This is a genomic window from Halopseudomonas litoralis, assembly GCF_900105005.1.
GTDB classification, from domain to species: Bacteria; Pseudomonadota; Gammaproteobacteria; order Pseudomonadales; family Pseudomonadaceae; genus Halopseudomonas; species Halopseudomonas litoralis.
This window is the reverse complement of sequence record NZ_LT629748.1, coordinates 2,313,831-2,336,593: the sequence shown is the minus strand read 5'-3', so window position 1 is coordinate 2,336,593 and position 22,763 is coordinate 2,313,831. Positions and strand designations below refer to the sequence as shown.

Sequence of the window (22,763 nt, the reverse complement as noted above, 5' to 3'; positions counted from 1 at the left end):
GGTCTGTTGTCGGCTGCGGCCTGGCATTGTGCGTGGTTGTGGGTAATACAATGGCGAGCGGGGTAAGCGATCATGCTTCCGCGCAGACACGGGATATCCCGACAGCCCTGCGAGAGCTGGCTGGGCCGGTTGACTCCCAGCCGTACTGGTATGTTCAGGGCAGCGTCTGGACCAAACACTTCAGCCCAGCCCCCGAGCATAACAACAACCAGAACCTGATTGGCCTTGAACGGCATAGGGATGACAGCTACCTGTGGGGGGCGGCAACCTTCCGTCACTCCTTTGGTGGGCGGTCCCATTATGGTTATGTCGGAAAGCGCTTCGACTTTGCCGGCACGCCATTCAACGCCAAACTCACCGCCGGACTGCTGCACGGCTACCGGGGTGAATACCGCGACAAGATCCCCTTCAACCGCTTCGGCATAGCACCAGCCGCGATCCCCTCGCTCGGGGCCAGTTATCGCAGGCTAGGGGTGGATGTGGTGCTACTGGGTACAGCAGCAACCATGGTCAACGTGGGCTTCAAGTTGTGAAATACATGACGCAAGTGCAAGGCGCTCCGGCGCGAGCCAGTCTGTTGTAGAAGGGCCGCCTCGGCGCGACGGCGTGCGTAGGGCGCCCCGGGTTCACCAACTCACCCCTCCACTTTAACCGCCCGCTGCATTAACGCATTCATTTGCTGCTCCGCAATAACATGCCCATGTGAGGCCGCCTTGGCCAACCACATCAACGCAGTATTTTCATCCTGCGGCACGCCAATTCCCTGGAAATAAAGCGTTGCAAGGTTATGCATCGCATCCACGCTGACTACTGACTGCGGAGCGGTGACAGCTGACTGCAGCCAATATAGAGCGATCTCGGGTTTACCGGCGTAGAGAAACAACTGAGCCAGATCATTCTGCGCATCGGCATCACCTGCATCGGCACTGATGAACAGCTCGTAATCCTCCGGCGCAACCGAAATACACAGCAAAGGCACCAGATCATCAAAGTCCAACATGGCCCGGCCGCGCGTATCGTTCTCCAGCCGCCCGATCTGCCCGTCAGTCAACCGCCGCCACAAGGTGCGTTTGCTTATCTCGGTGACAATGATGGCGGAGTCCAAACTGATTGCGTTCACGTTTTATCCCTACAGTGATGGTTTGGCATAGAGGTTGTCATGCCATTACAGATTGTTGGCGTAGTGGTTGGTGTGCCAGCGTGAGCCTTCAAGAGCTACGGAGCGCAGAATAGCAAACCAACCCACCTGCCGTACAAGCTCCATGCACTCTCCAGGCCACGTCTAGCATGGCGCAGAGCTTTGATTGTCTACGGGAATGCCAAGCTGGCACGGAAGCTGCTTTGAGCCTATCAGCCCAAAGGCTATCTCACATACAAATGGAGTTGAGAAATGAAAGCTCAAATGCAGAAAGGTTTTACACTTATTGAACTGATGATTGTTGTAGCGATTATCGGGATTTTGGCTGCGATTGCGTTGCCGGCTTATCAGGATTATACGGCGCGGGCAAAGATGTCAGAAGTGGTTTTAGCGGCGTCAGCGTGCCGCACTACTATTACTGAAGTAGTTCAGAGCGCTAGTACCTTGCCGGGCGCGGGAGACTGGGGCTGTGAGAGCGACACGACAGCGACTGAGATTTCTAACTATGTTACATCTGTAGTAACCGATGATGATGGAATGATCACTGTTACTGCTCAGGGGATTAACTCAGATATTGATACTAACGTTCTGACCCTCAAGCCTTTTTCTGATACGGGTATGACCGCGGCACCAACTGCCGGAGGCACTATTCAAGCATGGCGCTGTGGTAGTGCGACTGACGGTACCACAATTCCCCAGAAGTTTCTTCCTGGCTCTTGTCGCGGTTAAGTTAAGTGTGAGCTAATTGGAGATGAATATTCTTTTCTGACTTGCTGATTTGTTCGGCTCCTCTGTTATACGACATCCCCGGTTCGCCGGGGATTAGCATAAAGAGGTCAGGTACATTTACGGCCTGACTTTAAAAACAATCCCCGGCTCTCCGGGGATTATTGTTTGTGGAGTCGGGGTTGCTCGAAGTTTAAGCCCAACATGCAAGCGTAGAGCCGGGATTAGTTCAGGTACATTTACGTCTTGCATCGTCAGCTGCCCCGCCGTTTTGGCCCGCTCTACTCACAGCCCGCAGCAGGCAACCTCTGCCGAGCTGGAGCCGTGGCAGATAGCATTCTGGATGCCCAGACGCTGGACGATGTGACAACTTGGCTTGCCAATGTGTCGAGGATTTAGTTGATATAGTCAATCTTTTCCTATAAGTTGACCCTGTCAACCAAATAGGTGCGCTATGAAACACCGTTTCCTCGCTGATCCGCTTCAGCAATTAACCCACGCTTACAGGTCGCACATGCGGCGGGCTATGCAGGCGTCGGGCGTCGACCTACCTGTTACTCATGTGCGCGCGATGAAGGGGGTTGCCTTAATACCCAAGTGCACTGCGCAGTTGCTGGCGGTGCGGATGCAGCGGGACAAAGCGCAGGTCACCCGGGTGCTCAACGAATTGCTTGGCGCGGGGTTGATCGTCAAGCGCGGCAATCCGGAAGATGGTCGCAGCCAGTTGCTTGAGCTCAGCGCCGAGGGCCAGGCGCTGATGTTGCACGTGGCGGAGTTGGAATCAGCGACCGCCGAGCGCATGACCCGCGGCCTTAGCGAGGAGCAGATCGAGGCTTTCATCAGGACTGCCAATCAGATAACCGATAATCTTAACGACTAATCAGGAGGTACCATGTCTCGTCCAGCACCTCGTACTCTGCAGGTCATTGCTTCGCGCTATATTACGCCGAACATGCTCAGGCTCACCCTGGGCGGTGCCGAGATCGCCACCTTCCCGGCGGATCAGGAAAGCGCCTATATCAAACTGATTTTTCCAGGGGAGGACGGCGGCAAAGATCTGATGCGCACCTACACCGTACGCTATCAGCGCGCCGGCGAGTTTGATGTGGATTTCGTGATACATGGCGATGGCGGGCCGGCTTCCAATTGGGCGAAGAGTGCGCGCCCAGGCGATGACATCCGCGTTGGCGGGCCAGGCCCGAAGAAGCTGGTGGATAATAGCGCGGACTGGTTCCTGCTGGCGGGCGATATGACTGCGCTACCGGCGATGAGTGTCAGCATCGAGCAATTGCCGGCTGATGCACGAGGCTATGCGGTGATTGAGGTTGCCGAGGAAGGTGATATCCAGACTCTCGAACATCCGCCATCATTCGCCCTGCATTGGGTGATCAACGCTCACCCTGGCAAAGATAGCCGCGTGCTTGTCAATCGTGTGCGTCAGCTGGAATGGCTGTCAGGCCGTCCCAGTGTCTGGGCCGCCTGTGAGTTCAGCGAAATGCGCGAGCTGCGCCGGTATTTCAAGGAGGAGCGCCAAGTGGCGCGGCAGGATCTGTATATATCCAGCTACTGGAAATGTGGCAGTAGCGAGGATCAGCATAAGGTGGTCAAGCGCGAGGATGGCGAGGCGTTCGGGGAGTGAAATTCGCCCCCTCTCAGCGTGCCGGGAGTCTCTCCCACGAGGGAAGAGGGCGTCCAGGTAGGCGAAGAGGGGCGTCTTGAGTTCGCGGAACTGCAGGTCTCAGACGAAATACAGCGCCAGTGTCTCGGCAATATAAGCCGGCTTGTCTACCCCTTCGATCTCCAGCGTGGCGCGGGATTTTACCAGCCACTGGCCGGGGTTCTTTTCGGTTACGTCAATTACCGTCAATTGCATGCGCACCCGTGAGCCGACGCGTACCGGCTGAATGAAGCGCACGCTGTCCAGACCGTAGTTGACGGCCATCTTCAGGCCTTCTGGGCGTATGGCGAGACCGGCGGAGAGGCTGGGAATCAATGACAGGGACAGGAAGCCGTGGGCGATGGTGCCGCCGAAGGGGGTCTCCTTGGCCTTTTCTTCGTCGATATGAATGAACTGGTGGTCACCGGTACATTCGGCGAATTGGTTGACGCGCTGCTGGTCGATCAGCAGCCATTCGGAATGGCCCAGGTCTTTACCGATATAGGAAGTCAGTTCAGATACGGCTACAGCGGTCATGGCGTTCTCCATGGCGATATTGTTGTTGGTCGCTGGCTGGCAGCGATGGGGTGTGGTCATGGTGGCAAGAGCATGGAGCGGGGGTCAATGCATCGATCGTCTCATTGGTTTGCTGAATGCCGTGACCGGTGCGCCGGGCTATGGCCTGCATCCTGCGGTGCATCACAGGCCTTGAAGCAATAACAACCCTGCCACGAGCGGCCAGGCGGGCAATAATACTGACCAGGGGCGCGGCAATGCCGGCAGTGGCCCGCCGCGCTCCACCAGCCAGATGGCAAGCAATGCCGCACAGGCTAACTGGAACACGCTGCCCAGTATCACCGGTAGGGGCAGCGGCAGCACAAGCCAGGCGGTGATCAGCAGTGCGCATGCGGGTAGGGCATACAGACCCCAACTCAGGCGCAGCCAGAACGATTGATGACGATTGACCAGCATGATGACGTTGAGGATCAAGGTCAGCTCCAGTGCCAGCAGGGTGGCGTGGCTGCCGGGCAACAGCCCCAGCGCCAGACAAAGGGCGGCGCCGATGAGTAGAAACAAAAACTGCCAGCCCTGGCGCAATACGGCCAGCAGGCCCAGTGCGGGCAGGTAGAGAAGCCATAGCAGAGCTTCGCCGGTGAGTGGCTGTAACCACAAGCGCAGTGCTGACAGGCGAGGATAGTCGACACTGGCCAGCCACTCACCGAGACTGCCATAAACTACCGAGAGCCATGGCGTTGCCAGCGGTAGGCAGAGCATGGCCAGCAGGCAGAGTCCGGCAGCAGCCAGGCTGCTCCAGCGCTCCTGTGCGCGGAGTAATAACAGCAGGACAAGGCCGAGCAGGGCCAGGCCGCCGCCCAGGATAGCCGCCTGATGCCAGAAGAACTCCGGCACCGGCCAGCGCACAGCGCTACCTGCCACATAGCCCGGCAGCACATACACTGGTGCCCAGGCGAGTGCGGAGAGAATATTGACCAGTAGAAAACGCCAGATGGGCATGTCGAACATGCCGGCGATCATTGGGATGATCGGGCGGATCGGGCCGATGAAGCGGCCGAGCACAATGCTGTAGATGCCGTAGCGGCGGAAAAAACCTTCGCCGCGGTCAATCCATTGTGGATGGCGGGCGAATATCCCCAGGCGGCGGATGTCCTGATGAAACCAGCGCCCCAGTGAAAAGCTCAGTAGATCACCGCATACCGCCCCAGAGAAAGCCCAAGCCAATGCGCCGAACAAGCTGAGATCGCCGCCGCCGGCCAGCGCGGTGGCGGCGAACAGCAGCAGTACGCCGGGTATCACCAAGCCGGCGACGGCTAATGATTCGGTCAGGGCAATGAGAAAAATCGCCAGCCCCAGCCAGCGGGTATGGGTGCCCAGCCAGGCGATCAGTTCACCGCTCAGCAGGCTATCCATTCAACTCGGTACGTTGTCGAGCAGTTGATAGTCGCGGCCTTCCTGGCGTGTTCGGCCCAGCGGGTTGCGTGTGCAGTAGGGTGCATAGGCGCTGTCGACAAAACGGTAGGGCAGGTGTTCATCGCGACCCAGGGGGATGCCCAGTCGGGTGGTCTGGATGATCTGCTGGGGCCGATAGCCGTCATCGTCAATGACCAGGCATTCGGGGTCCGGTATCTGCGCATTCCACACAGGAACCTTCAGATGCAGCGAGCGGCACAGCAGAGTCTGGCCATTGCACAGCTTGGCGGTCGGGCGCGGTTGGCCATTGGCGGCTGGGTTAAGCTCCTGCATCAGTGCCAGGCTGTCTGGGCCGCTGATATCATCAACTACCGGATAGCCGGATTTTATCAGTACACCGTCGCCTTCACCGGCGGCGCTGATGTTCAGCGAGTCGCCGCCACGGGCGTAGTACATGTAGAGTGTCCCTGCGTCCATGAACAGGGCGCGGCGTGATGGGGTCAGGCCCAGCGAGGCATGACTGCCCTTTTCCTCACGCAGGTAGGCTTCGGTTTCTATGATGCGAGCCGACAGCCAGTGGCCCTGGTGATAATGGCGAATGACCTTGCCCAACAGATGCACCGCCAGCTCGCGGCTGTCACGCTGGAAAAAGGCCCGTGGCAGAGGGCTTGAGGCTCGATTGAAAGAATTGGTCGCAGACATGTCTGTGATGATAGCAGTTTCGCCCTGTCCAGCGTCTGGAGGCGCCGGTATAATGTTGACTTTCGTTTTGGCTGTAGGGTGGTGAACAGATGAGCGCTGATCAGGTAACCGAATACATGTCCGAGCTGGGGCGCCAGGCGCGCCAGGCCTCGCGCGTCATTGCGCGGGCCACCACGGCGGTCAAGAACAAGGCTCTGCTGGCCACTGCCGACGCTATTGAAGCGGCTGCCGCCGATCTGATCGAGGCCAATGGGCTGGATCTGCAGGCTGGTCGCGATAACGGGCTGGATGATGCCATGCTGGATCGACTGGCGCTGACACCTGCGGGTATTCAGGGCATGGTCGAAGGCCTGCGTCAGGTGGCTGCGCTGGCCGACCCCATCGGTGCGATTCGCGATATGAAGTTCCTGCCCTCAGGCATTCAGGTCGGGCGCATGCGTGTGCCGCTCGGTGTGATCGGCATCATCTACGAGTCGCGGCCGAACGTGACCGTTGAGGCAGCGAGCCTGTGCCTGAAGTCTGGCAATGCCTGCATCCTGCGCGGTGGCTCCGAGTCGATCCATTCCAATCGAGCCATCGCGCAGTGCATCCGCCAGGGTCTGGATGCCGCCGGTCTGCCGCAAGAAGTGGTGCAGGTAGTGGAGACTACCGATCGCGCCGCCGTTGGCGCGTTGATCAGCATGCCGGAATATGTGGATGTGATAGTGCCGCGGGGCGGCAAGGGGCTGATCGAGCGCATCAGCCGTGACGCGCGCGTGCCGGTGATCAAGCATCTGGATGGCATCTGCCACGTCTACGTGGATGACCGCGCTGACATGAGCAAGGCCGAGGCCATTGCGCTGAATGCCAAGACCCACCGCTACGGTGTGTGCAATGCGATGGAAACATTGCTGGTGCATCGCGACGTTGCGGCAGAGTTTCTGCCGCGCATGGCAGCACTCTATGCCGACAAGCAGGTAGAATTGCGCGGTTGTCCGCAGACCTGTTCCATCCTGCCGCAGGCGACGGCGGCGAGCGAGGAAGACTGGTCCACCGAGTACCTTGCGCCGATCCTGTCGATTCGCGTGGTGGCGGACATGGATGAGGCGATGGATCACATCAATCGCTACAGCTCGCAGCATACCGAGTCGATTGTCACCGAGGATTTCACCCGGGCCAGACGTTTTCTCGCCGAAGTGGATTCCAGCTCGGTGATGATCAATGCTTCGACTCGCTTCGCCGATGGGTTTGAATACGGCCTCGGTGCGGAAATCGGTATCTCCACCGACAAGCTGCACGCCCGTGGCCCGGTCGGGCTGGAAGGCCTGACCAGCGAGAAATACGTTGTTTTCGGTGATGGGCACATTCGCCAGTGACCCTGCGCGTCGGCCTGCTTGGAGGAACATTCGATCCGATTCACTTCGGACACTTGCGCAGCGCCGTTGAGGTACGTGAATACTTGGCGCTGGACGAGTTGCGGCTGATCCCCAACGCCACGCCGCCACACCGGGACCGGCCGGGTGCCAGCGCCCAGCAGCGGCTGGAAATGGTTTGCCTGGCGACCGCGTCGGATGCCAGCCTGCTGGTGGACGACTGCGAGCTGCAGCGCGATCGACCGTCCTATACGGTCGACACGCTGGAATCGCTGCGTGCCGAGCTGGGTGCCGAGGCTGCGCTGTTTCTGATTGTCGGCTGGGATGCTTTCAGTGGCTTGCCCGGCTGGCATCGGTGGGAGGAGATCCTGCAGCTGGCCAGCCTGGTGGTATTACAGCGGCCGGAGCAGGATCAGGAGCTGCCCGAAGTGCTCAAGGATCTGCTGGCGGCGCGCAGTGTTGGCGACGCATCGGCCATGCAGGCCACCCATGGCGAGATTCTGTGCCTGGCGCAGACGCCACTGGCCATATCGGCCACGCATATCCGTTCACTGATTCAGGCAGGACGCTCTCCGCGATTTCTGCTGCCCGATTCGGTGCTTGGCTATATTGAAACCAAAGGGCTATACCGGCCCTGATTTTAGGAATTGAACACCATTATGCAGATTGAAAATCTGGTCAAAGCAATAGAAGACGCGCTGGACGAACTCAAGGCCAAGGACGTAGTGCGTATCGACGTGCGTGAGCTGACCGGCGTGACCGATTACATGATGATCGCCAGTGGTAGCTCCAACCGTCAGGTGAGCGCGCTGGCCGATAACGTCATCGAGAAGGCCAAGGCGGCAGGCGCGCGCCCGCTGGGCGTTGAAGGCAAGGAATCCGGTGAGTGGGTGCTGGTGGATCTGGGCGATGTCGTGGTGCACATCATGCAGCCGGCCACGCGCCAGTTCTATGATCTGGAGAAACTCTGGCAGAGCGCTGAGTCGCGTCGGCAGCAGCAACAACCCACGGCGGAGTAGGTCTTCTTGCGAATTCGCCTGATCAGCGTGGCGTCACGCATGCCGCGCTGGGTGGAACAGGGTTATCAGGAGTATGCCAAGCGTATGCCGCCTGATCTGCCGCTGGAGCTGGTGGAGATTCCGCTGGCCACCCGTGGCAAGAATGCTGATATTGCCCGAATGATTCGCCGGGAAGGCGAGCAGATGCTGGCGGCCACGCAGCCCGGTGAACGAATCGTTACGCTTGAAGTCGAAGGTCGGCCATGGTCGACCGAGGCGCTGGCCGAGCAGCTGGAAAACTGGCGGCTGGATGCACGCACGGTCAACCTGATGGTCGGCGGCCCTGAAGGCCTCGCCAGTGAGGTAGCTGCACGCAGCGACCAACGCTGGTCGCTGTCGCCGCTGACATTGCCCCATCCGCTGGTACGTATTCTACTTGCCGAACAGCTGTATCGCGCCTGGACCATTCTGAACCGCCACCCTTACCACAAGTGATACATGGCCAAGCCGATTCGCATCAAGGACCATCTCAACGACGCGGGCATCATTCAGCGCAGAATCATTCTCGCGGTGGTGTTCATCGTTTTGCTGGCGTTTGGTCTGCTGGGGCGGATGTATTGGTTGCAAGTAGTGCAATACGAACACCATTCCACGCTCTCCGAGAACAATCGGGTGCATGTGCAGCCGGTCCCGCCGGGGCGTGGCCGGATCTATGATCGTAACGGTGTGGTGCTGGCTGAGAATCGACCCAGTTTCAGCCTGAATATCACCCGCGAGCGCACCTCCGATCTGGATGAGACCATCAACTTGCTGCGCGATCTGCTGCAGTTGGATGAGGCGGATATCGAGCAGCTGCGTCGCCGGCTGTTGCAGGCGCGGCGACCCTTCGAGGCGGTGCCGGTGATGTTCGGTCTGACTGAAGAGCAGATCGCCAGAATTGCCGTGAACCAGTTCCGTCTGCCGGGCGTCGACGTGCAGGCCAGCTTCGTGCGGTACTATCCGCAGGCCGAGCACTTCGCGCATTCGGTGGGCTATGTTGGCCGGATCAATGAGCGCGAGATGGAGCGCATCGATACGGTGGCCTATGCCGGCACTCACTATATCGGCAAGACCGGGGTGGAACGCTTCTATGAGGACGTGCTGCATGGCACTGTCGGCTATGAAGAAGTGGAGACCAACGCCCGTGGCCGAGTACTGCGCGTGCTCAATCGTACCGAGCCGGTATCCGGCAAGGATCTGACACTGCATCTGGACAACCAGCTGCAGATCGTCGCTGAACAGGCCCTGGGCAACCGGCGCGGAGCGGTGGTGGCGATAGAGCCGAAGACGGGCGGGGTGCTGGCCTTTGTCAGCCAGCCGGGATTTGATCCGAACCTGTTTGTCACGGGTATCAGCCATGCTGACTATGGCGCGCTGCGCGACTCGCTTGACCAGCCACTGTTCAACCGCGTGCTGCGCGGGTTATATCCGCCGGGTTCGACAATCAAACAGATCGTCGCTTTAGCGGGCCTGGAATATGGTGTGACCACGCGCGCTGCGCGAGTCTATGACCCCGGCTTCTATCAGTTACCCAACAACACCCACAAGTACCGTAACTGGAACCGTTATGGCGATGGCTGGGTGGATATGAATCTGGCCATGGCGCGTTCCAATGACACCTATTTTTACGATCTGGCGCACAAGCTGGGCATCGATCGCATGCATGAGTTCATGAGTAAGTTCGGCCTGGGCAACCGGGTCGCGCTGGATATGTTCGAGGAGACCGCGGGGCTGATGCCATCGCGTGAGTGGAAGCGCGCCTCGCGTCGGCAACCCTGGTATCCCGGAGAAACTCTGATTACCGGTATCGGTCAGGGATACATGCTGACTACGCCGCTGCAACTGGCGCACTCCACCGCGCTGATTGCCAACCGCGGCGTGTGGAAGCGTCCGCGCATGTTGCTGCACGCTGCAGGCGAAGCGCCTGATGAAGAGGGTACGCCAGAGGATGTGGTGCTGAAAAACCCGAGCGACTGGAACTTCATCATCAAGGCGATGGAAGAGGTCATGCATGGGGAGCGGGGCACGTCCCGCGCGGCGGCGGCCGGCGCTCCCTACCGTATGGCCGGCAAGACCGGCACTGCCCAGGTAGTTGCGATCGCCCAGGGCGCGCGTTATGACTCGGAGGCGCTGAAAGAGCGGCACCGCGACCACGCGCTGTTTGTCGGCTTTGCTCCAGTAGACGATCCGCAGATCGCCGTGGCGGTCATGGTGGAAAACGGTGAGTCCGGCGGTCGGGTGGCGGCGCCAGTGGCGCGCGCGCTGTTCGATGCCTGGTTGCTGGAACCTGAACCCGAGCCTGAAGCCGAACCCGGTCTTGAGGCAGAGATTACCGTGGAGACAGAACGATGAAACCGCTGGCCAGTATCTCTTCGCCCAATCCCAAGGGGCTGCGCCGCGAACCCTGGTGGATGCGGCTGCACCTCGACCCCTGGCTGTTGCTGTTGATTCTGGTCCTGGCTGGCGTAGCCAGCTTTGTGCTCTATTCTGCCAGCAGCAAAAGCATGGCCATGGTCTACCGTCAGGGTGCACATTACGCGGTCGGGCTGGCAGCGATGATATGTGTCGCCCAGTTCCAGCCGCGTTTCATGGAACGCTGGCTGCCACCGGCCTATCTGGTATCCGTGCTGCTGTTGGTGGCGGTATTGCTGGTCGGCAGTGAGGCCAAGGGGGCTCAGCGCTGGATCAGCATTCCCGGGCTGATTACCTTTCAGCCGTCGGAAATCATGAAACTGGTGATGCCGATGAGTGTGGCCTGGTACCTGGGGCGCAGGGAGATGCCGCCGCGCTTCAAGCATGTGTGTGCCTGCCTGTTGATCATCCTGTTGCCGGTGGTGCTGATTCTCCAGCAGCCGGATCTGGGAACAACCCTGCTGATTGCCGCCTCGGGTATTTTTGGCTTGCTGCTGGCCGGGTTGCGCTGGCGTTATATTCTCGGCGCACTGGCATTGCTGGGGCCGACCGCCGCGGCGATGTGGTTCTTCGTCATGCATTCCTATCAGAAGCAGCGCGTACTGACCTTTCTCAATCCGGAAAGCGACCCCTTGGGTGCGGGCTGGAATATCATCCAGTCCAAGGCGGCGATCGGCTCGGGTGGGGTATTCGGCAAAGGGTGGTTGCAGGGTACTCAGTCGCACCTGGATTTTCTGCCCGAAGGGCACACCGACTTCATCATTGCCGTTCTCGCCGAGGAGTTCGGGCTGGTCGGCGTGGCTCTGCTGCTGTTTGTCTATCTGCTGATCGTCGCCCGTGGGTTGTATATCACCCATCACGCCCAGGAAAGCTTCAGCAAGTTGCTGGCGGGCAGCATTACGCTGACGTTTTTTGTCTACGTATTCGTTAATATCGGCATGGTCAGCGGGCTGCTGCCGGTGGTCGGCGTACCTTTGCCGCTCATCAGCTACGGCGGCACTTCGTTGATTACATTGTTGACTGGCTTTGGCATCCTGATGTCCGTTCACACGCACCGCAAGTGGATGACGCAGGGATGAAAACATCTATGGAGATCAGGATTGCTCATGATTGATCGCGTTTCAGGCTGGTTGCGCAATAATGCGCTGGTTTCTCTGCTGGCGGTCGGGTTCAGCCCCGCACTGATGGCTGCTGGCCCCTATACCAACGAGCATCCGGCGGTGGATCCCTTCGTTGAAGAGATGCGCAGGGAGTATGGTTTCAACCCCGAGCATGTGCGCCGGCTGCTGGCACAGGCCGAACGCAAGGAATCCATTCTCGAGGCTATTGCCCGGCCCGCTGAGCGGGTGCGCCCATGGCATGAGTACCGCAAGATATTCATTACCGACAAGCGGGTGAAGGAGGGCGTGGTGTTCTGGGACAAGCACGCCGAGGCGCTGGCCAAGGCCGAAGAAGTGTATGGCGTCGAACCGGAAGTCATCCTGGCGATCCTCGGCGTGGAGACCTTCTACGGTGGTAACAAGGGCAGTCACCGGGTTATCGACGCGCTGACCACCCTGGGCTTCGATTACCCGCCGCGTGCCGATTTCTTCCGCGGCCAGCTCAAGGCGTTTCTGGTGCTGACCCGTGAACAGCAGGTCAATCCACTGGAGCTGACCGGCTCCTATGCCGGGGCCATGGGCTATCCGCAGTTCATACCGAGCAGCTATCAGGCTTTCGCCGTCGACTTTGATGATGATGGCGTGACCGATATCTGGAATAACCCAGTCGATGCGATCGGCAGCGCCGCCAATTATTTCGCCGAGCACAAATGGCAGCATGGCGCTGGCGTGGCCGTTGCCGCCGATGTGTCAGGTGATACCTACAGCCAGGGTTTCACCCTGGACCGAGGGCTGGAAGCCAAGATCAGCGTCGCCGAGTTGAAAAAACTGGGGTGGACGCCGAAACAGGAGTTGGATGATGCTACCGAGGTGATGGCTTTCGAATTCGATGCCGGCGACCATAAGCAATACTGGCTGGGCCTGAATAATCTGCATGTCATTACCCGGTACAATCGCAGCGTCATGTACGCTATGGTCGTGCATCAGTTGGCCGACCTGATAAGGCAAGCGAGGGATCAATGAACACGCCATTGCGCAACCGTTGGGGCACTGCAGCAGTCTGCCTGCTGTTGGCATTGCTGACCGCCTGCTCTTCGTCTTCGGTCAAGCAGGGCACGGCCACTCCGGCGAGCAAGCCGCGCCCGGCGCAGGACGGGGCACCTGATTATTTTCGGGATGTGTCGCAGATTCCGGATGCGATACCGACTCCGCACACCGGGGTGTACAAGAATTCACCCTACCGGGTGCTGGGGCGCCACTATAATCCGATGAAGGATGGTCGCAATTATCGGGAGTCGGGTCTGGCGTCCTGGTATGGCACCAAATTCCATGACCAGCTGACGGCTAACGGCGAATCCTACGACCTGTACGGCATGACCGCGGCGCACAAGACCTTGCCGCTGCCGACCTATGTACAGGTGACCAATCTGGATAACCAACGCAGCATCATCGTGCGGGTAAACGACCGCGGACCTTTCCACTCCGATCGCATCATCGATCTGTCCTATGCCGGCGCCGTCAAGCTGGGCTTTGCCGAGAAGGGCGTGGCGCGCGTCAAGGTGGAGGGGATTGATCCGGTGGTCTGGCAGCAACAGAATAATCCGGGCTATCTGGTAAAGGCGCAACCGCCGGCATCGACGCCGGCGCCGGCTGCTGTCACTCCGCCGCCGGCAGTGGGCGGCGGGCTATATCTGCAGATGGGCGCTTTTGCCTCCACGCAGGCGGCCGAGCAATTGCGCCGCCAGTTGCAGAGCATGGTCAGTGCTCCGGTATTCGTCAGTCCGGTACAGCTGAATTCGAACACGCTGCATCGGGTGCGACTCGGCCCGGTGGAAAGTCATGACGAGGCTGAAAAATTGATGGAAACACTGCGCCTGGCCAACCTCGGTACCCCGGCCCTGGTCGGTGCCAACTAGTTTCCGAACTCCTTGCGTTCCGTATACACACATCAAGACAGTGAGCACCATGTTTAGAAAACTGATTCACACCCTGCTTGTTTCCAGCACTGTGCTGTTTGCCTCCGTGGCCATCGCTCAGACTCCCCAACCGCAGCCTCAGGCCAGCGCACCGCTGATGCCACCAGCGCCAACCCTGGCCGCGTCCAGCTATCTGCTGATCGATGCGAACAGTGGCAAGGTGCTGGTCGAGCACAATGCGGATGAGCCGTTGCCGCCCGCCAGTCTGACCAAGATGATGACCAGCTACATCGCCAGCATTGAGATACTGCGCGGTCAGTTGAAGGAAGACGACCTGGTGCTGGTCAGCGAGAAGGCCTGGCGCATGGGTGGCTCGAAGATGTTCATCGAGGTGGGCAACCAGGTGCCGGTGATCGACCTGCTGCGCGGCATCATCATCCAGTCGGGTAACGATGCCAGTGTTGCCATGGCTGAACACATTGCCGGGAGCGAAGACTCTTTCGCCGACCTGATGAATAGCCACGCCAAGCGTCTGGGCATGGTCAACACGCATTTCGAGAATGCCTCGGGCATGCCCGCCGAAGGTCACCTGTCCAGTGCCAGAGACATGGCGATCATGGCCAAGGCGATCATCAATGATGATCCGGAACACTATAAGCTGTACAAGGAAAAGGAATACGTCTGGAACGATATCCGTCAGCCCAACCGCAATCTCATGCTGTGGCGCGACAAGTCGGTGGATGGTCTGAAGACCGGTCATACCGAGGAAGCAGGTTACTGCCTGGTGGCATCGGCCGAGCGTGACGACATGCGCTTGATCACCGTGGTCATGGGTACCGCCAGCGAGCAGGCACGTGCCTCCGAAACGCAGAAGCTGCTGACCTGGGGCTTCCGCTTCTTCGAGACCCGCACCTTCTACCAGCCGGGCCAGGTAGTATCCTCGGCGCGCGTCTGGGCTGGTCAGGCCGATCAGGTGGATGCCGGTCTGGCAGAAGGACTGGTGTTGACCCTGCCCAAAGGCCAGGCCGACAAGCTGGAAGCCGGCGTGACCTTGAACCCGGTGATCAAGGCGCCGATCGCTGCTGGCGACGTGCTGGGTCAGGTTGAAGTCAAACTCGGCGAAGAGGTGGTGCATACCGCGCCGTTGGTGGCCTTGGCGGATGTTGAGCAGGCCGGTCTGTTTGGTCGGTTGTGGGACAGCATTCGTCTGTTCTTCTACGGACTGTTCAATTGAGGCGGAGGCGACCAGCATGAGCGACAAGACCCCCGAGATGCCCAAAATCGAGTTTCCCTGTCAGTACCCGATCAAGATCATCTGCAGTAGCGGTGATGGTGTCGTCGAGCAGGTACTGGCTGTGGTCAGGCAACACGATACCGCGCTGGACGCCGACAAGCTGGTAGTCCAGGACAGCAAGAATGGCCGTTTCCAGTCCCTGCGTCTGGTAATGCACGCCACCGGTGAGGAGCAGCTGAAACAGCTGCATGCCGATCTCAAGGCTACCGGTCATGTGCACATGGTGCTGTGATGCCGGAGCTGATTGTCAGGCAGCTGGGGTTGGTCGAGTATCAGCCCACACTGGACGCCATGCGCACGCTGACCGCTGAGCGGGACGCCGACACGCCTGATGAGATCTGGCTGTTGCAGCACCCGCCGGTATTCACCCAGGGGCAGGCCGGTAAGGCCGAGCATCTGCTGGCGCCGGGTGATATTCCGGTGGTTCAGGCCGAGCGTGGAGGGCAGGTGACATATCATGGCCCCGGTCAACTGGTGGGTTATCTGATGCTGGATCTGCGCCGTCTGGGGCTGGGCGTCAGAGAGCTGGTCACGGTCATGGAGCAGAGTCTGATTGAGGTGTTGGCGAGCTATGGCGTGACAGCGGCGCCGAAAGCGGATGCGCCCGGTGTTTATGTGGACGGTGCGAAGATTGCTTCACTGGGATTGCGCGTGCGCCGTGGTTGCTCGTTTCACGGCCTGGCGCTGAATGTGGATATGAATATGCAGCCGTTTCAGCGCATCAATCCGTGCGGCTACAGCGGCCTGAGAATGGTTCAGCTCAGCGAACTGACGTCGGAGCAGGTCATCATTGAGGGCGTGGCGCAGCGTCTTGAGCAGACCTTGCGTCAGCGGTTGGGTTATACGTTATAGATGGTCTCCATGCTCTGCGCCCGAACTTACGGCTAGAACGGGACGCAGAGCGTCCCAGCATGCGTTCCCACGCTGGAGCGTGGGAACGATCAGATCGGAGTGGCAGGCTGACGCAGAAATTGTCAGATGGCTCCCATGCTCTGCGTGGGAGCTCACGTCGTGGACGCTCTGCGTCCGAACCAGCCGCCTGCTGATTACTTGAGGTTGAGGGCCGGGATCAGGCTCTCATTGACTGCCTGGCCCGGTACCGGCGCAGGCGCGGCCAGGCCCAGGTTGTTCTTCTCGAACACTCGATCGGCGCGATAGCTGGAGCGTACCAGCGGGCCGGAGGCTACTTCCATGAAGCCCTTGGCCAGACCGATTTCCCGATAGTTGTTGAATTCTTCCGGGGTGACCCAGCGTTTAACCGGCAGGTGGTTGCGAGTCGGTTGCAGGTATTGTCCGAGAGTGACGATGTCCACACCGATGGCGCGCAGCTCATCAAAGGTCTGCAGTATCTCTTCATCGGTTTCACCCAACCCGACCATCAGACTGGTTTTGGTCAGTACGTCAGGGCGGTGACGTTTGGCGTGTTCCAGCACCTTCAGCGTCTTGCCGTAGCCCGCACGCGGATCACGAACCTCATGGGTCAGCCGCTCGACGGTCTCGACGTTCTGCGCGAAGACTTGCAGCCCGGAGTCGACAACCAGCTCGACCGCAGTCAGATCGGCATCGAAATCCGGTGTGAGTGCTTCCACCACCACCTGCGGGGTGCGCTGCTTGATAGCGCGTACGCAGGCTGCATAATGGGCAGCGCCGCCGTCGTCCAGATCATCACGGTCAACCGACGTCAGCACGATGTAACGCAGGGCCATGAGCTCGACTGATTTGGCGGTGTTTTCCGGCTCTTCATGATCCAGCCAACCGTTGGGGTTGCCGGTATCCACTGCGCAGAAGCGGCAGGCGCGGGTGCACACCGAGCCCATGAGCATGATGGTGGCGGTGCCATTGGACCAGCATTCACCCATGTTCGGGCAGTGCGATTCCTGACAGACAGTGCTCAGCCGGTGCTCGGAGACGTTGCGCTTGACCGCCTCGAAGCGGTCGCCCGCGGGCGCTTTGACGCGCAGCCACTTGGGCTTGGGTTCAAAGACCTGGGGTTCGGCGGCGGCGCGGCGCTTCTGGCCGTCCTTGATCGCCGCAATACCCTGGGCATTGCGGAATTTTTCACCACTGGCAACGTGGGTTGGCGTGCTGTCAGACATCGGGATTCAGGGCTCCAGGTAGAGGCTCCATGGGGAGTGTTCAGACTCGGACGAGGCTTATGGCCACCGACGCAGTTTATCACAGATGCTCGTCTGCGGAACGGAGCTTACCGCCCCCATTACCCGCCCGCCGGGCTGGGTAATGGGGTTGGGCTGGCAGCCTTTACTTTGCCATTGACGCCGCGCTTCCTGCTATCCAGGTCAGCTCGACCCGGGCAATACGCATGTGCTCGATCTCCAGAATACGGATCTGCCAGCCGTCCACGGTCAGCAGCTCATCCTGTTCGGGCATATGCTCTAGCTGGTTCAGAATCAATCCGGCGAGGGTGGTGTACAGCGAGCTGCGGGGCAGAGGTTCGGGTAGCTGGCGGTTGATCTCTTCCAGGTTTTCACTGGCATCAACCTCGTAGCTGCCCGGTTCCAGAGCCACCACGCTGGGCGTCAGATCCATGCCTTGTTCGGCTTCCGGCAATTCGCCGGCGATGGCCTCCAGGATATCCGTCAGGCTGACAATACCTTCCAGGGTGCCGAACTCATCCACCACAAAGGCCATCTGTTTACCTTCATGACGGAAGGCTTCCAGCGCCTTGATTGCATTCTGTGTCTCGAACAATACCACTGGCTGTTCGATGTACTCCTCGAAGTTCAGCGTCTCGCCGCGCAGCATGGCGCTCAGCAGTACCTTCTTCTGCACTATGCCCACGGGCTCATCCTGCTTGCCGTCGCGAATTACCGCAAGACGCGAGTAGGGCGATTCCAGCAACTGGTTGCGCTGCTGTTCGAAGCTATTGCTCAGATCCAGCGCATGCACATCGCGGCGGGGCGTCATCAGCGCCTTGATATTGGTATCCGCCAGGCTCAGCACACCGCGAATCATATCGCGCTCATTCTCCAGAAACGGGGTTTGCGTCCCTGCATCAGGTTCGAGCGCCGCGTCAGATGTGGGCAGGCTGTCGGCCTTGCCCAGCAGGCGGAGGATATTGTTGGCCGTACGCTCGCGCAGGCTGCCACCGCTATCCAGCCACTTCTGCTTGTTGTGTCGCGCCAGCTGGTTGAAGAACTCGACCATGATCGAGAAACCGATGGCGGCATACAGATAGCCCTTGGGTATGTGCAGTCCGACACCTTCGGCCACCAGGCTGAAGCCGATCATCAGCAGAAAGCCCAGACACAGGATGATCAGTGTCGGGTGTGCGTTGACGAAGCGGGTGAGGCGCTTGCTGGCAAGCAACATGACGCCCATGGCTACGATCATGGCGATGGCCATCACCGCCAACTCGTCAGCCATACCAATGGCGGTAATAACGGAGTCGATGGAGAACACCGCATCCAGAATCACGATCTGGGTAACCACCACGCCGAAGCTGGAATAGGCCACTTTGGCAGCGCTGGTATGTATCCGGCCTTCCAGGCGCTCATGTAATTCCATGGTAGCCTTGAACAGCAGAAACAGACCGCCGGCAAGCATGATCAGGTCGCGCGCAGAAACCGCATGATCCTGGACGTGGAACAGCGGACTGGTCAGAGTTACCAGCCAGGCGATACTCATCAGCAGCGCCAGACGCATGATCAGCGCCAGGGACAGGCCGAGAACGCGAGCCCGGTCGCGCTGTTCAGGCGGCAGTTTCTCTGCCAGTACCGCGATGAATACCAGGTTATCGATGCCAAGAACGATTTCGAGGGCAATCAGGGCAAGCAGGCCCGCCCAGACAGTCGGATCAGCCAACCATTCAAACATGGGTGGCCTCCATTACGGGCTGGCACAAAGTAGTTGCAGGAATCGATTGTAAGGATGGGGTGCGAGGACGGTCTGTCATCGCGTTGGTTCGGGGGGGAGGGACAGAGTTCAAAACAGTAAACCGGTAGCTATTGGAAAGCTCCTTATACGCCTTCTTGTGTCGCCAGACAAACGGATATTTGTTGCCGTATGTCAGTTCGTCTGCTGGCGCAGTGCTTTCAGGAGCTGTTGGTCCGGGTAGCCATCGGCCGGCCAGCCGAGGGCGATCTGCAGGCGACGTATTGCCTGGCGGGTATTGGCCCCGATGATGCCATCGACACTGCCGGGTTCGTAACCGTGAGTTTCAAGACGCTCCTGCAGTTCCAGCCGTTCGGTACGGGACAGCGGTTTGTCTTCAGTTGGCCAGTTGGCATAGATCTGGCCCTGGCCCTGGAAACGTTCCGCCAACAGCGAGATGGCGAGGGCGTAGCTGGTGGAATTGTTGTAGCGCAGAATGCTGCGGAAATTGTTCATGATCAGGAATGCGGGGCCGCGGTGACCGGCCGGCAGGATAAGCGTGGCGTCGGTATCGCCATTGGCAGCCAGTGGCCGGCCGAGCGCATCGGTGACACCCAGCGCGGACCATTCTGTCAAGGGTTTGCGGATGGACATGTCCGCCAGTGCGTAATCAAACCCGTCTGCCAGACGGACTTCCGTACCCCAGGGCGTACCGGTTTTCCAGTTGGAGGTACGGAGATAGTTGGCAGCGGAAGCGAGCGCGTCTGCCTCGGTATGCCAGATATCCCGCTTGCCATTACCGTCGAAGTCCACCGCGTGGTCATTGTAGGTCGTGGGAATGAACTGGGTCTGGCCCATGGCGCCGGCCCAGGAGCCGGTCATGTCGTCCACCGTGGTGTCGCCCCGCTGCAGAATTTCCAGTGCAGCCAGCAGTTGGGTCTGGGCGAAATTGGAGCGGCGCCCCTGGTGGGCGAGGGTAGCCAGCGAACGGATCACCGAGCGGTTGCCCATATTACTGCCGAAGTTGCTTTCCAGCCCCCAGATAGCGACCAGGATGTGCCGATCCACGCCATAGCGCTCTTCGATCTGCTGCAGAACGCCGGCATGCCGGGCCAGCATGATGCGACCCGTCGCCTGCCGTTGTGTAGACAGGGCACCGTCCAGATATTCCCAGACCGGACGGGCGAACTCAGGCTGGCTTCCGTCGGCCTTCAGAACAGCGGGGTCAGGTTCGATCTCCTGAAAAGCTCGATCAAACAGCTTGGGCTCTATACCTGCAGCCAGGGCCTGATCACGAAACGCGTCGCGCCATTGGTTGAAACTGCGCTCCTCGCTGATCGCATCGACTGTTCTCAACCCCGTCTGAACCGACGCTTCCAAGCGGTTTTCACCGCAGGCGGAGAGCGCCAGGAGGCTGGCCGCAACGGCGACAAAACGGCGGCATGGGGTGTTGAGGCGAACGGGCAGGTTGAGCATGTATCAGTTTCCGACAAATTCAGATTCCGGCCCACTGTATCACGCGATCTGGCGAGGGCGAACCGGTGGGCGCTGGTTGTACTGCTGTTTGAGGGCGAAGGCAGCATCAGGTTCCTTGGTCGGCTCGGTGAAAGATAAAAATATTCGATTGTGTATGGGGCTGGTACTATTCGGAAATGACGTTTTGCAGCCAGACTGTTTGCGCATATCAGGGGGCGTATTGGCGCTGTAGGCACACGTTGGTTATTCAGAAGAATAAAGAATGCAAAGGAATAGTAAATTCAATCGATGGCGGATCCTGGCGATTCCCGCTGTCCTGGGGGTGTTTTTCACCGCTTGGTTGTTACATCCGGCCTATCAGATGTCGGATTTTTCGCCTTTCCCCACTCAGAACTTCGAGCCATCCTTTGTGCAGCAGGAGGCGGACTTTCAACAGGGGTTCGCGTCATCGGACCTGGACGAGTTCGTGCACTCGCCCTCCGTTGCGGCCCTGCCCGCAGGCGATCTGATGGCGGTGTGGTTTGCCGGCTCCCGAGAGGGCGCAGCCGATGTCGATATCCGCGCTGCGCGGTTTGACGCGGTGAGCGGCAGCTGGGGCGAGGAGCGCGTGCTGGTGACGCGGGAAATGACCCGCCGCGCGGTGGGCAAACCCATCCGTAAACTGGGTAACCCGGTGATCGCTTATTCGCCGGATGACCGTTTGTGGCTGTTCTACGTGTCCGTCTCGGTAGGTGGCTGGGCGGGCAGCGCGGTGAATGTCATGGTGTCCGATGACCTCGGCGAAAACTGGTCCAAGCCGCGACAGCTGGTCACCACGCCCTTCGTCAATATAAGTACGCTGGTGCGTGCTGCGCCGGTGTTTCACCAGGATGGCTCGATCGGTTTGCCGGTATATCACGAATTTCTCGGCAAGTTTCCCGAGTATCTGTATATGGATGCGCGGGGCCGGGTGGTGGACAAGTTCCGCATTGCCGACGGCACCAATTCACTGCAGCCGACCGTGGTCCCTCTGGGCGGTAAGCGGGCCGTAGCCTTGCTGCGGGACGCGAGCGAGGTCGGGCATGTACTGGCTACCGTCACCGAGGATGCCGGACGTACCTGGAAGCCCGAATGGGCAGTCGCGCCATGGAATCCCAATGCCTCTCTGGCTGCAGTGCGTTCGGGTCATGGCAGCCTGCTGGTGGCGCAGAACAATCTGATCGATGGGCGCTTCAGTCTGAGCCTGGATGAGGCAACGGAAAACCTTACCGAATGGTCGCAGGTAGCCTCTCTTGATGCCTCACCAGACCCGCAAGGCAAGCCCTTCCCGCGGTTCAAGTACGAAGAATTGATTGGTGAAAAGTTTCTGTCGTCCAGTGGCGTGGCGCGCCGGGGTCTGCTGGCCGAATACCTGCGCGAGATCGATCAGCGCATGTGCCGGGATGGCATGTGCGACTTCCAGTATGAGTATCCCTATATGATTCGCGCCACCGATGGTCGTTACCACGTGGTCTACGCCTGGAACAACAGTTTCATCAAGCACGTGGCATTCAACGATGCCTGGGTGGAAGCGCAGCTATGATTTCCGTGAGTTTGCAGTCCTGTCTGAGCTTCGCCCTGATTGTATTCCTGTTGCTGCCAAGTAGCCGACTCCCCGTGCGCTATCGTGGTTTGCTGTTGCTCGCGGTGCTGGTCATCGGGATCATCCCGCTGCCCACCGGGTTGTCCCTGGCAGGTTACCTGCGGGGGCTGACCGATGAGCTTTCCATCACCGCGGTAATCTGGATGCTGGCCGGCACGGCGCTGCGTCTGGGCTGGCTGCAACCTGGGTCGGGTACCTATTCATGGCAGCTTTGCTCGATATTCGCCGTGCTGGGAGTGTTGCTCTATCCAGCGTCGATGGGTGTGGGCATGCTTGACACCTATAGCTGGGGTTATTCGCCGCGGATGCTGATTGGGCTGATGGGTGTATTGACGCTGGTGCTGTTGCTGCTGGGCAATATACTCGGGGTGCTCTTGCTGACCCTGGCTACCCTGGCCTTCACCCTGGATATCAAAGCCTCGGACAATTACTGGGATTATCTGATTGATCCCTTCGTGGTGCTTTATTCCATCGGCGTCCTGATAGCCAACTCGATAGCCACCTTGCTGAAATGGCGTCGCGGCATGTTCGCCTCGACTGTGCGGCTGGATGAAGGGTTGGACTGAGGCGGC

24 protein-coding genes are annotated in these 22,763 nt (G+C 59.5%); 17 read left to right on the top strand and 7 right to left on the bottom strand.

Annotated elements, in window-relative coordinates:
• The first annotated feature begins 50 nt into the window (after nt 1-50).
• The gene (locus BLU11_RS11390; RefSeq protein WP_231702194.1) at nt 51-533 is read left to right on the top strand and encodes a sn-glycerol-3-phosphate transporter; all 483 of its coding nucleotides are present in this window, start codon (nt 51-53) and stop codon (nt 531-533) included.
• Nucleotides 534-634: 101 nt separating this feature from the next.
• On the opposite strand, the gene BLU11_RS11385 is transcribed toward BLU11_RS11390, so the two are convergent.
• Nucleotides 635-1,120, bottom strand: a complete 486-nt coding sequence (locus BLU11_RS11385) for a tetratricopeptide repeat protein (RefSeq protein WP_090273454.1) — start codon at nt 1,118-1,120, stop codon at nt 635-637.
• A 270-nt stretch (nt 1,121-1,390) separates the two neighbouring features.
• On the opposite strand from BLU11_RS11385, the gene BLU11_RS11380 reads away from it, so the two are divergent.
• From BLU11_RS11380 to BLU11_RS11370, 3 genes are all read left to right on the top strand, one after another.
• Nucleotides 1,391-1,867, top strand: coding sequence for a pilin (locus BLU11_RS11380; protein WP_090273453.1), 477 nt, complete (start codon nt 1,391-1,393; stop codon nt 1,865-1,867).
• Nucleotides 1,868-2,378: 511 nt separating this feature from the next.
• Nucleotides 2,379-2,744, top strand: coding sequence for a MarR family winged helix-turn-helix transcriptional regulator (locus tag BLU11_RS11375; RefSeq protein ID WP_197674190.1), 366 nt, complete (start codon nt 2,379-2,381; stop codon nt 2,742-2,744).
• Nucleotides 2,745-2,756: 12 nt separating this feature from the next.
• The gene (locus tag BLU11_RS11370) at nt 2,757-3,503 is read left to right on the top strand and encodes a siderophore-interacting protein (RefSeq protein WP_090273451.1); all 747 of its coding nucleotides are present in this window, start codon (nt 2,757-2,759) and stop codon (nt 3,501-3,503) included.
• Between the two features lie 99 nt (nt 3,504-3,602).
• Here the strand turns inward: BLU11_RS11370 and BLU11_RS11365 are convergent, their stop codons facing one another.
• The 3 genes from BLU11_RS11365 to BLU11_RS11355 form a co-directional block, all read right to left on the bottom strand.
• Complete coding sequence (locus tag BLU11_RS11365) at nt 3,603-4,058, bottom strand: MaoC family dehydratase (protein WP_090273450.1); 456 nt, start codon at nt 4,056-4,058, stop codon at nt 3,603-3,605.
• 162 nt (nt 4,059-4,220) lie between these two features.
• Entirely contained in the window at nt 4,221-5,450 is a 1,230-nt protein-coding gene (locus tag BLU11_RS11360; protein ID WP_090273449.1) for a DedA family protein, read from the bottom strand.
• Entirely contained in the window at nt 5,451-6,161 is a 711-nt protein-coding gene (locus BLU11_RS11355; protein WP_407920254.1) for a DNA-3-methyladenine glycosylase, read from the bottom strand.
• Nucleotides 6,162-6,241: 80 nt separating this feature from the next.
• Here BLU11_RS11355 and BLU11_RS11350 point away from each other — a divergent pair, with 80 nt between their 5' ends.
• From BLU11_RS11350 to lipB, 11 genes are read left to right on the top strand one after another with little or no spacing between them, the layout of a single operon-like run.
• On the top strand, nt 6,242-7,507 hold the full coding sequence (locus BLU11_RS11350) for a glutamate-5-semialdehyde dehydrogenase (protein WP_231702193.1): 1,266 nt from the start codon (nt 6,242-6,244) through the stop codon (nt 7,505-7,507).
• Nucleotides 7,504-8,142: a nicotinate-nucleotide adenylyltransferase gene (gene nadD / locus BLU11_RS11345; protein ID WP_090273447.1), complete on the top strand. Its 639-nt coding sequence runs from the start codon at nt 7,504-7,506 to the stop codon at nt 8,140-8,142. Before BLU11_RS11350 ends, nadD begins: the two co-directional genes overlap by 4 nt.
• A 21-nt stretch (nt 8,143-8,163) precedes the next feature.
• Nucleotides 8,164-8,523, top strand: coding sequence for a ribosome silencing factor (rsfS, locus tag BLU11_RS11340; RefSeq protein ID WP_090273446.1), 360 nt, complete (start codon nt 8,164-8,166; stop codon nt 8,521-8,523).
• Nucleotides 8,524-8,529: 6 nt separating this feature from the next.
• Nucleotides 8,530-8,997 carry a 23S rRNA (pseudouridine(1915)-N(3))-methyltransferase RlmH gene (rlmH, locus tag BLU11_RS11335; protein WP_090273445.1) on the top strand — a complete coding sequence of 156 codons (468 nt, stop codon included), beginning with the start codon at nt 8,530-8,532 and terminating at the stop codon, nt 8,995-8,997.
• Nucleotides 8,998-9,000: 3 nt separating this feature from the next.
• Nucleotides 9,001-10,893 carry a penicillin-binding protein 2 gene (mrdA, locus tag BLU11_RS11330; RefSeq protein ID WP_090273444.1) on the top strand — a complete coding sequence of 631 codons (1,893 nt, stop codon included), beginning with the start codon at nt 9,001-9,003 and terminating at the stop codon, nt 10,891-10,893.
• Complete coding sequence (gene rodA / locus BLU11_RS11325; protein ID WP_090273443.1) at nt 10,890-12,032, top strand: rod shape-determining protein RodA; 1,143 nt, start codon at nt 10,890-10,892, stop codon at nt 12,030-12,032. The genes mrdA and rodA overlap by 4 nt, the downstream gene beginning before the upstream one ends.
• Nucleotides 12,033-12,059: 27 nt before the next feature.
• The gene (mltB, locus tag BLU11_RS11320; RefSeq protein WP_090273442.1) at nt 12,060-13,076 is read left to right on the top strand and encodes a lytic murein transglycosylase B; all 1,017 of its coding nucleotides are present in this window, start codon (nt 12,060-12,062) and stop codon (nt 13,074-13,076) included.
• Nucleotides 13,073-13,969 carry a septal ring lytic transglycosylase RlpA family protein gene (locus tag BLU11_RS11315; protein ID WP_090273441.1) on the top strand — a complete coding sequence of 299 codons (897 nt, stop codon included), beginning with the start codon at nt 13,073-13,075 and terminating at the stop codon, nt 13,967-13,969. The genes mltB and BLU11_RS11315 overlap by 4 nt, the downstream gene beginning before the upstream one ends.
• 49 nt (nt 13,970-14,018) lie before the next feature.
• Nucleotides 14,019-15,203, top strand: coding sequence for a D-alanyl-D-alanine carboxypeptidase family protein (locus BLU11_RS11310; protein ID WP_090273440.1), 1,185 nt, complete (start codon nt 14,019-14,021; stop codon nt 15,201-15,203).
• A gap of 16 nt (nt 15,204-15,219) precedes the next feature.
• Entirely contained in the window at nt 15,220-15,495 is a 276-nt protein-coding gene (locus BLU11_RS11305; protein ID WP_090273439.1) for an HP0495 family protein, read from the top strand.
• On the top strand, nt 15,495-16,115 hold the full coding sequence (gene lipB, locus BLU11_RS11300) for a lipoyl(octanoyl) transferase LipB (protein ID WP_090273438.1): 621 nt from the start codon (nt 15,495-15,497) through the stop codon (nt 16,113-16,115). The genes BLU11_RS11305 and lipB overlap by 1 nt, the downstream gene beginning before the upstream one ends.
• A 194-nt stretch (nt 16,116-16,309) precedes the next feature.
• Here lipB and lipA read toward each other — a convergent pair whose 3' ends face one another.
• From lipA to BLU11_RS11285, 3 genes are all read right to left on the bottom strand, one after another.
• Entirely contained in the window at nt 16,310-17,359 is a 1,050-nt protein-coding gene (gene lipA / locus BLU11_RS11295; protein WP_090273437.1) for a lipoyl synthase, read from the bottom strand.
• 163 nt (nt 17,360-17,522) lie between these two features.
• Nucleotides 17,523-19,097, bottom strand: coding sequence for a TerC family protein (locus BLU11_RS11290; protein ID WP_090273436.1), 1,575 nt, complete (start codon nt 19,095-19,097; stop codon nt 17,523-17,525).
• Between the two features lie 192 nt (nt 19,098-19,289).
• On the bottom strand, nt 19,290-20,570 hold the full coding sequence (locus tag BLU11_RS11285; RefSeq protein ID WP_090273435.1) for a lytic murein transglycosylase: 1,281 nt from the start codon (nt 20,568-20,570) through the stop codon (nt 19,290-19,292).
• A 262-nt stretch (nt 20,571-20,832) separates the two neighbouring features.
• Between BLU11_RS11285 and BLU11_RS11280 the strand changes: the two genes are divergently transcribed.
• Entirely contained in the window at nt 20,833-22,131 is a 1,299-nt protein-coding gene (locus tag BLU11_RS11280; protein WP_090273434.1) for a sialidase family protein, read from the top strand.
• The gene (locus BLU11_RS11275) at nt 22,128-22,757 is read left to right on the top strand and encodes a hypothetical protein (protein WP_090273433.1); all 630 of its coding nucleotides are present in this window, start codon (nt 22,128-22,130) and stop codon (nt 22,755-22,757) included. The genes BLU11_RS11280 and BLU11_RS11275 overlap by 4 nt, the downstream gene beginning before the upstream one ends.
• Nucleotides 22,758-22,763: the final 6 nt, after the last annotated feature.

Excerpts from the sequence above, each read along its gene's own strand:
- BLU11_RS11275 (WP_090273433.1), top strand. The coding sequence starts at position 22,128 with ATGATTTCCGTGAGTTTGCAGTCCTGTCTGAGCTTCGCCCTGATTGTA.
- BLU11_RS11360 (WP_090273449.1), bottom strand. The coding sequence starts at position 5,450 with ATGGATAGCCTGCTGAGCGGTGAACTGATCGCCTGGCTGGGCACCCAT.
- rsfS (WP_090273446.1), top strand. The coding sequence starts at position 8,164 with ATGCAGATTGAAAATCTGGTCAAAGCAATAGAAGACGCGCTGGACGAA.
- BLU11_RS11280 (WP_090273434.1), top strand. The coding sequence starts at position 20,833 with ATGCAAAGGAATAGTAAATTCAATCGATGGCGGATCCTGGCGATTCCC.
- BLU11_RS11380 (WP_090273453.1), top strand. The coding sequence starts at position 1,391 with ATGAAAGCTCAAATGCAGAAAGGTTTTACACTTATTGAACTGATGATT.
- rodA (WP_090273443.1), top strand. The coding sequence starts at position 10,890 with ATGAAACCGCTGGCCAGTATCTCTTCGCCCAATCCCAAGGGGCTGCGC.
- BLU11_RS11290 (WP_090273436.1), bottom strand. The coding sequence starts at position 19,097 with ATGTTTGAATGGTTGGCTGATCCGACTGTCTGGGCGGGCCTGCTTGCC.
- BLU11_RS11365 (WP_090273450.1), bottom strand. The coding sequence starts at position 4,058 with ATGACCGCTGTAGCCGTATCTGAACTGACTTCCTATATCGGTAAAGAC.
- BLU11_RS11370 (WP_090273451.1), top strand. The coding sequence starts at position 2,757 with ATGTCTCGTCCAGCACCTCGTACTCTGCAGGTCATTGCTTCGCGCTAT.
- lipB (WP_090273438.1), top strand. The coding sequence starts at position 15,495 with ATGCCGGAGCTGATTGTCAGGCAGCTGGGGTTGGTCGAGTATCAGCCC.
- BLU11_RS11310 (WP_090273440.1), top strand. The coding sequence starts at position 14,019 with ATGTTTAGAAAACTGATTCACACCCTGCTTGTTTCCAGCACTGTGCTG.
- mltB (WP_090273442.1), top strand. The coding sequence starts at position 12,060 with ATGATTGATCGCGTTTCAGGCTGGTTGCGCAATAATGCGCTGGTTTCT.
- BLU11_RS11350 (WP_231702193.1), top strand. The coding sequence starts at position 6,242 with ATGAGCGCTGATCAGGTAACCGAATACATGTCCGAGCTGGGGCGCCAG.
- BLU11_RS11390 (WP_231702194.1), top strand. The coding sequence starts at position 51 with ATGGCGAGCGGGGTAAGCGATCATGCTTCCGCGCAGACACGGGATATC.
- BLU11_RS11285 (WP_090273435.1), bottom strand. The coding sequence starts at position 20,570 with ATGCTCAACCTGCCCGTTCGCCTCAACACCCCATGCCGCCGTTTTGTC.
- mrdA (WP_090273444.1), top strand. The coding sequence starts at position 9,001 with ATGGCCAAGCCGATTCGCATCAAGGACCATCTCAACGACGCGGGCATC.
- BLU11_RS11305 (WP_090273439.1), top strand. The coding sequence starts at position 15,220 with ATGAGCGACAAGACCCCCGAGATGCCCAAAATCGAGTTTCCCTGTCAG.
- BLU11_RS11375 (WP_197674190.1), top strand. The coding sequence starts at position 2,379 with ATGCGGCGGGCTATGCAGGCGTCGGGCGTCGACCTACCTGTTACTCAT.
- lipA (WP_090273437.1), bottom strand. The coding sequence starts at position 17,359 with ATGTCTGACAGCACGCCAACCCACGTTGCCAGTGGTGAAAAATTCCGC.
- BLU11_RS11315 (WP_090273441.1), top strand. The coding sequence starts at position 13,073 with ATGAACACGCCATTGCGCAACCGTTGGGGCACTGCAGCAGTCTGCCTG.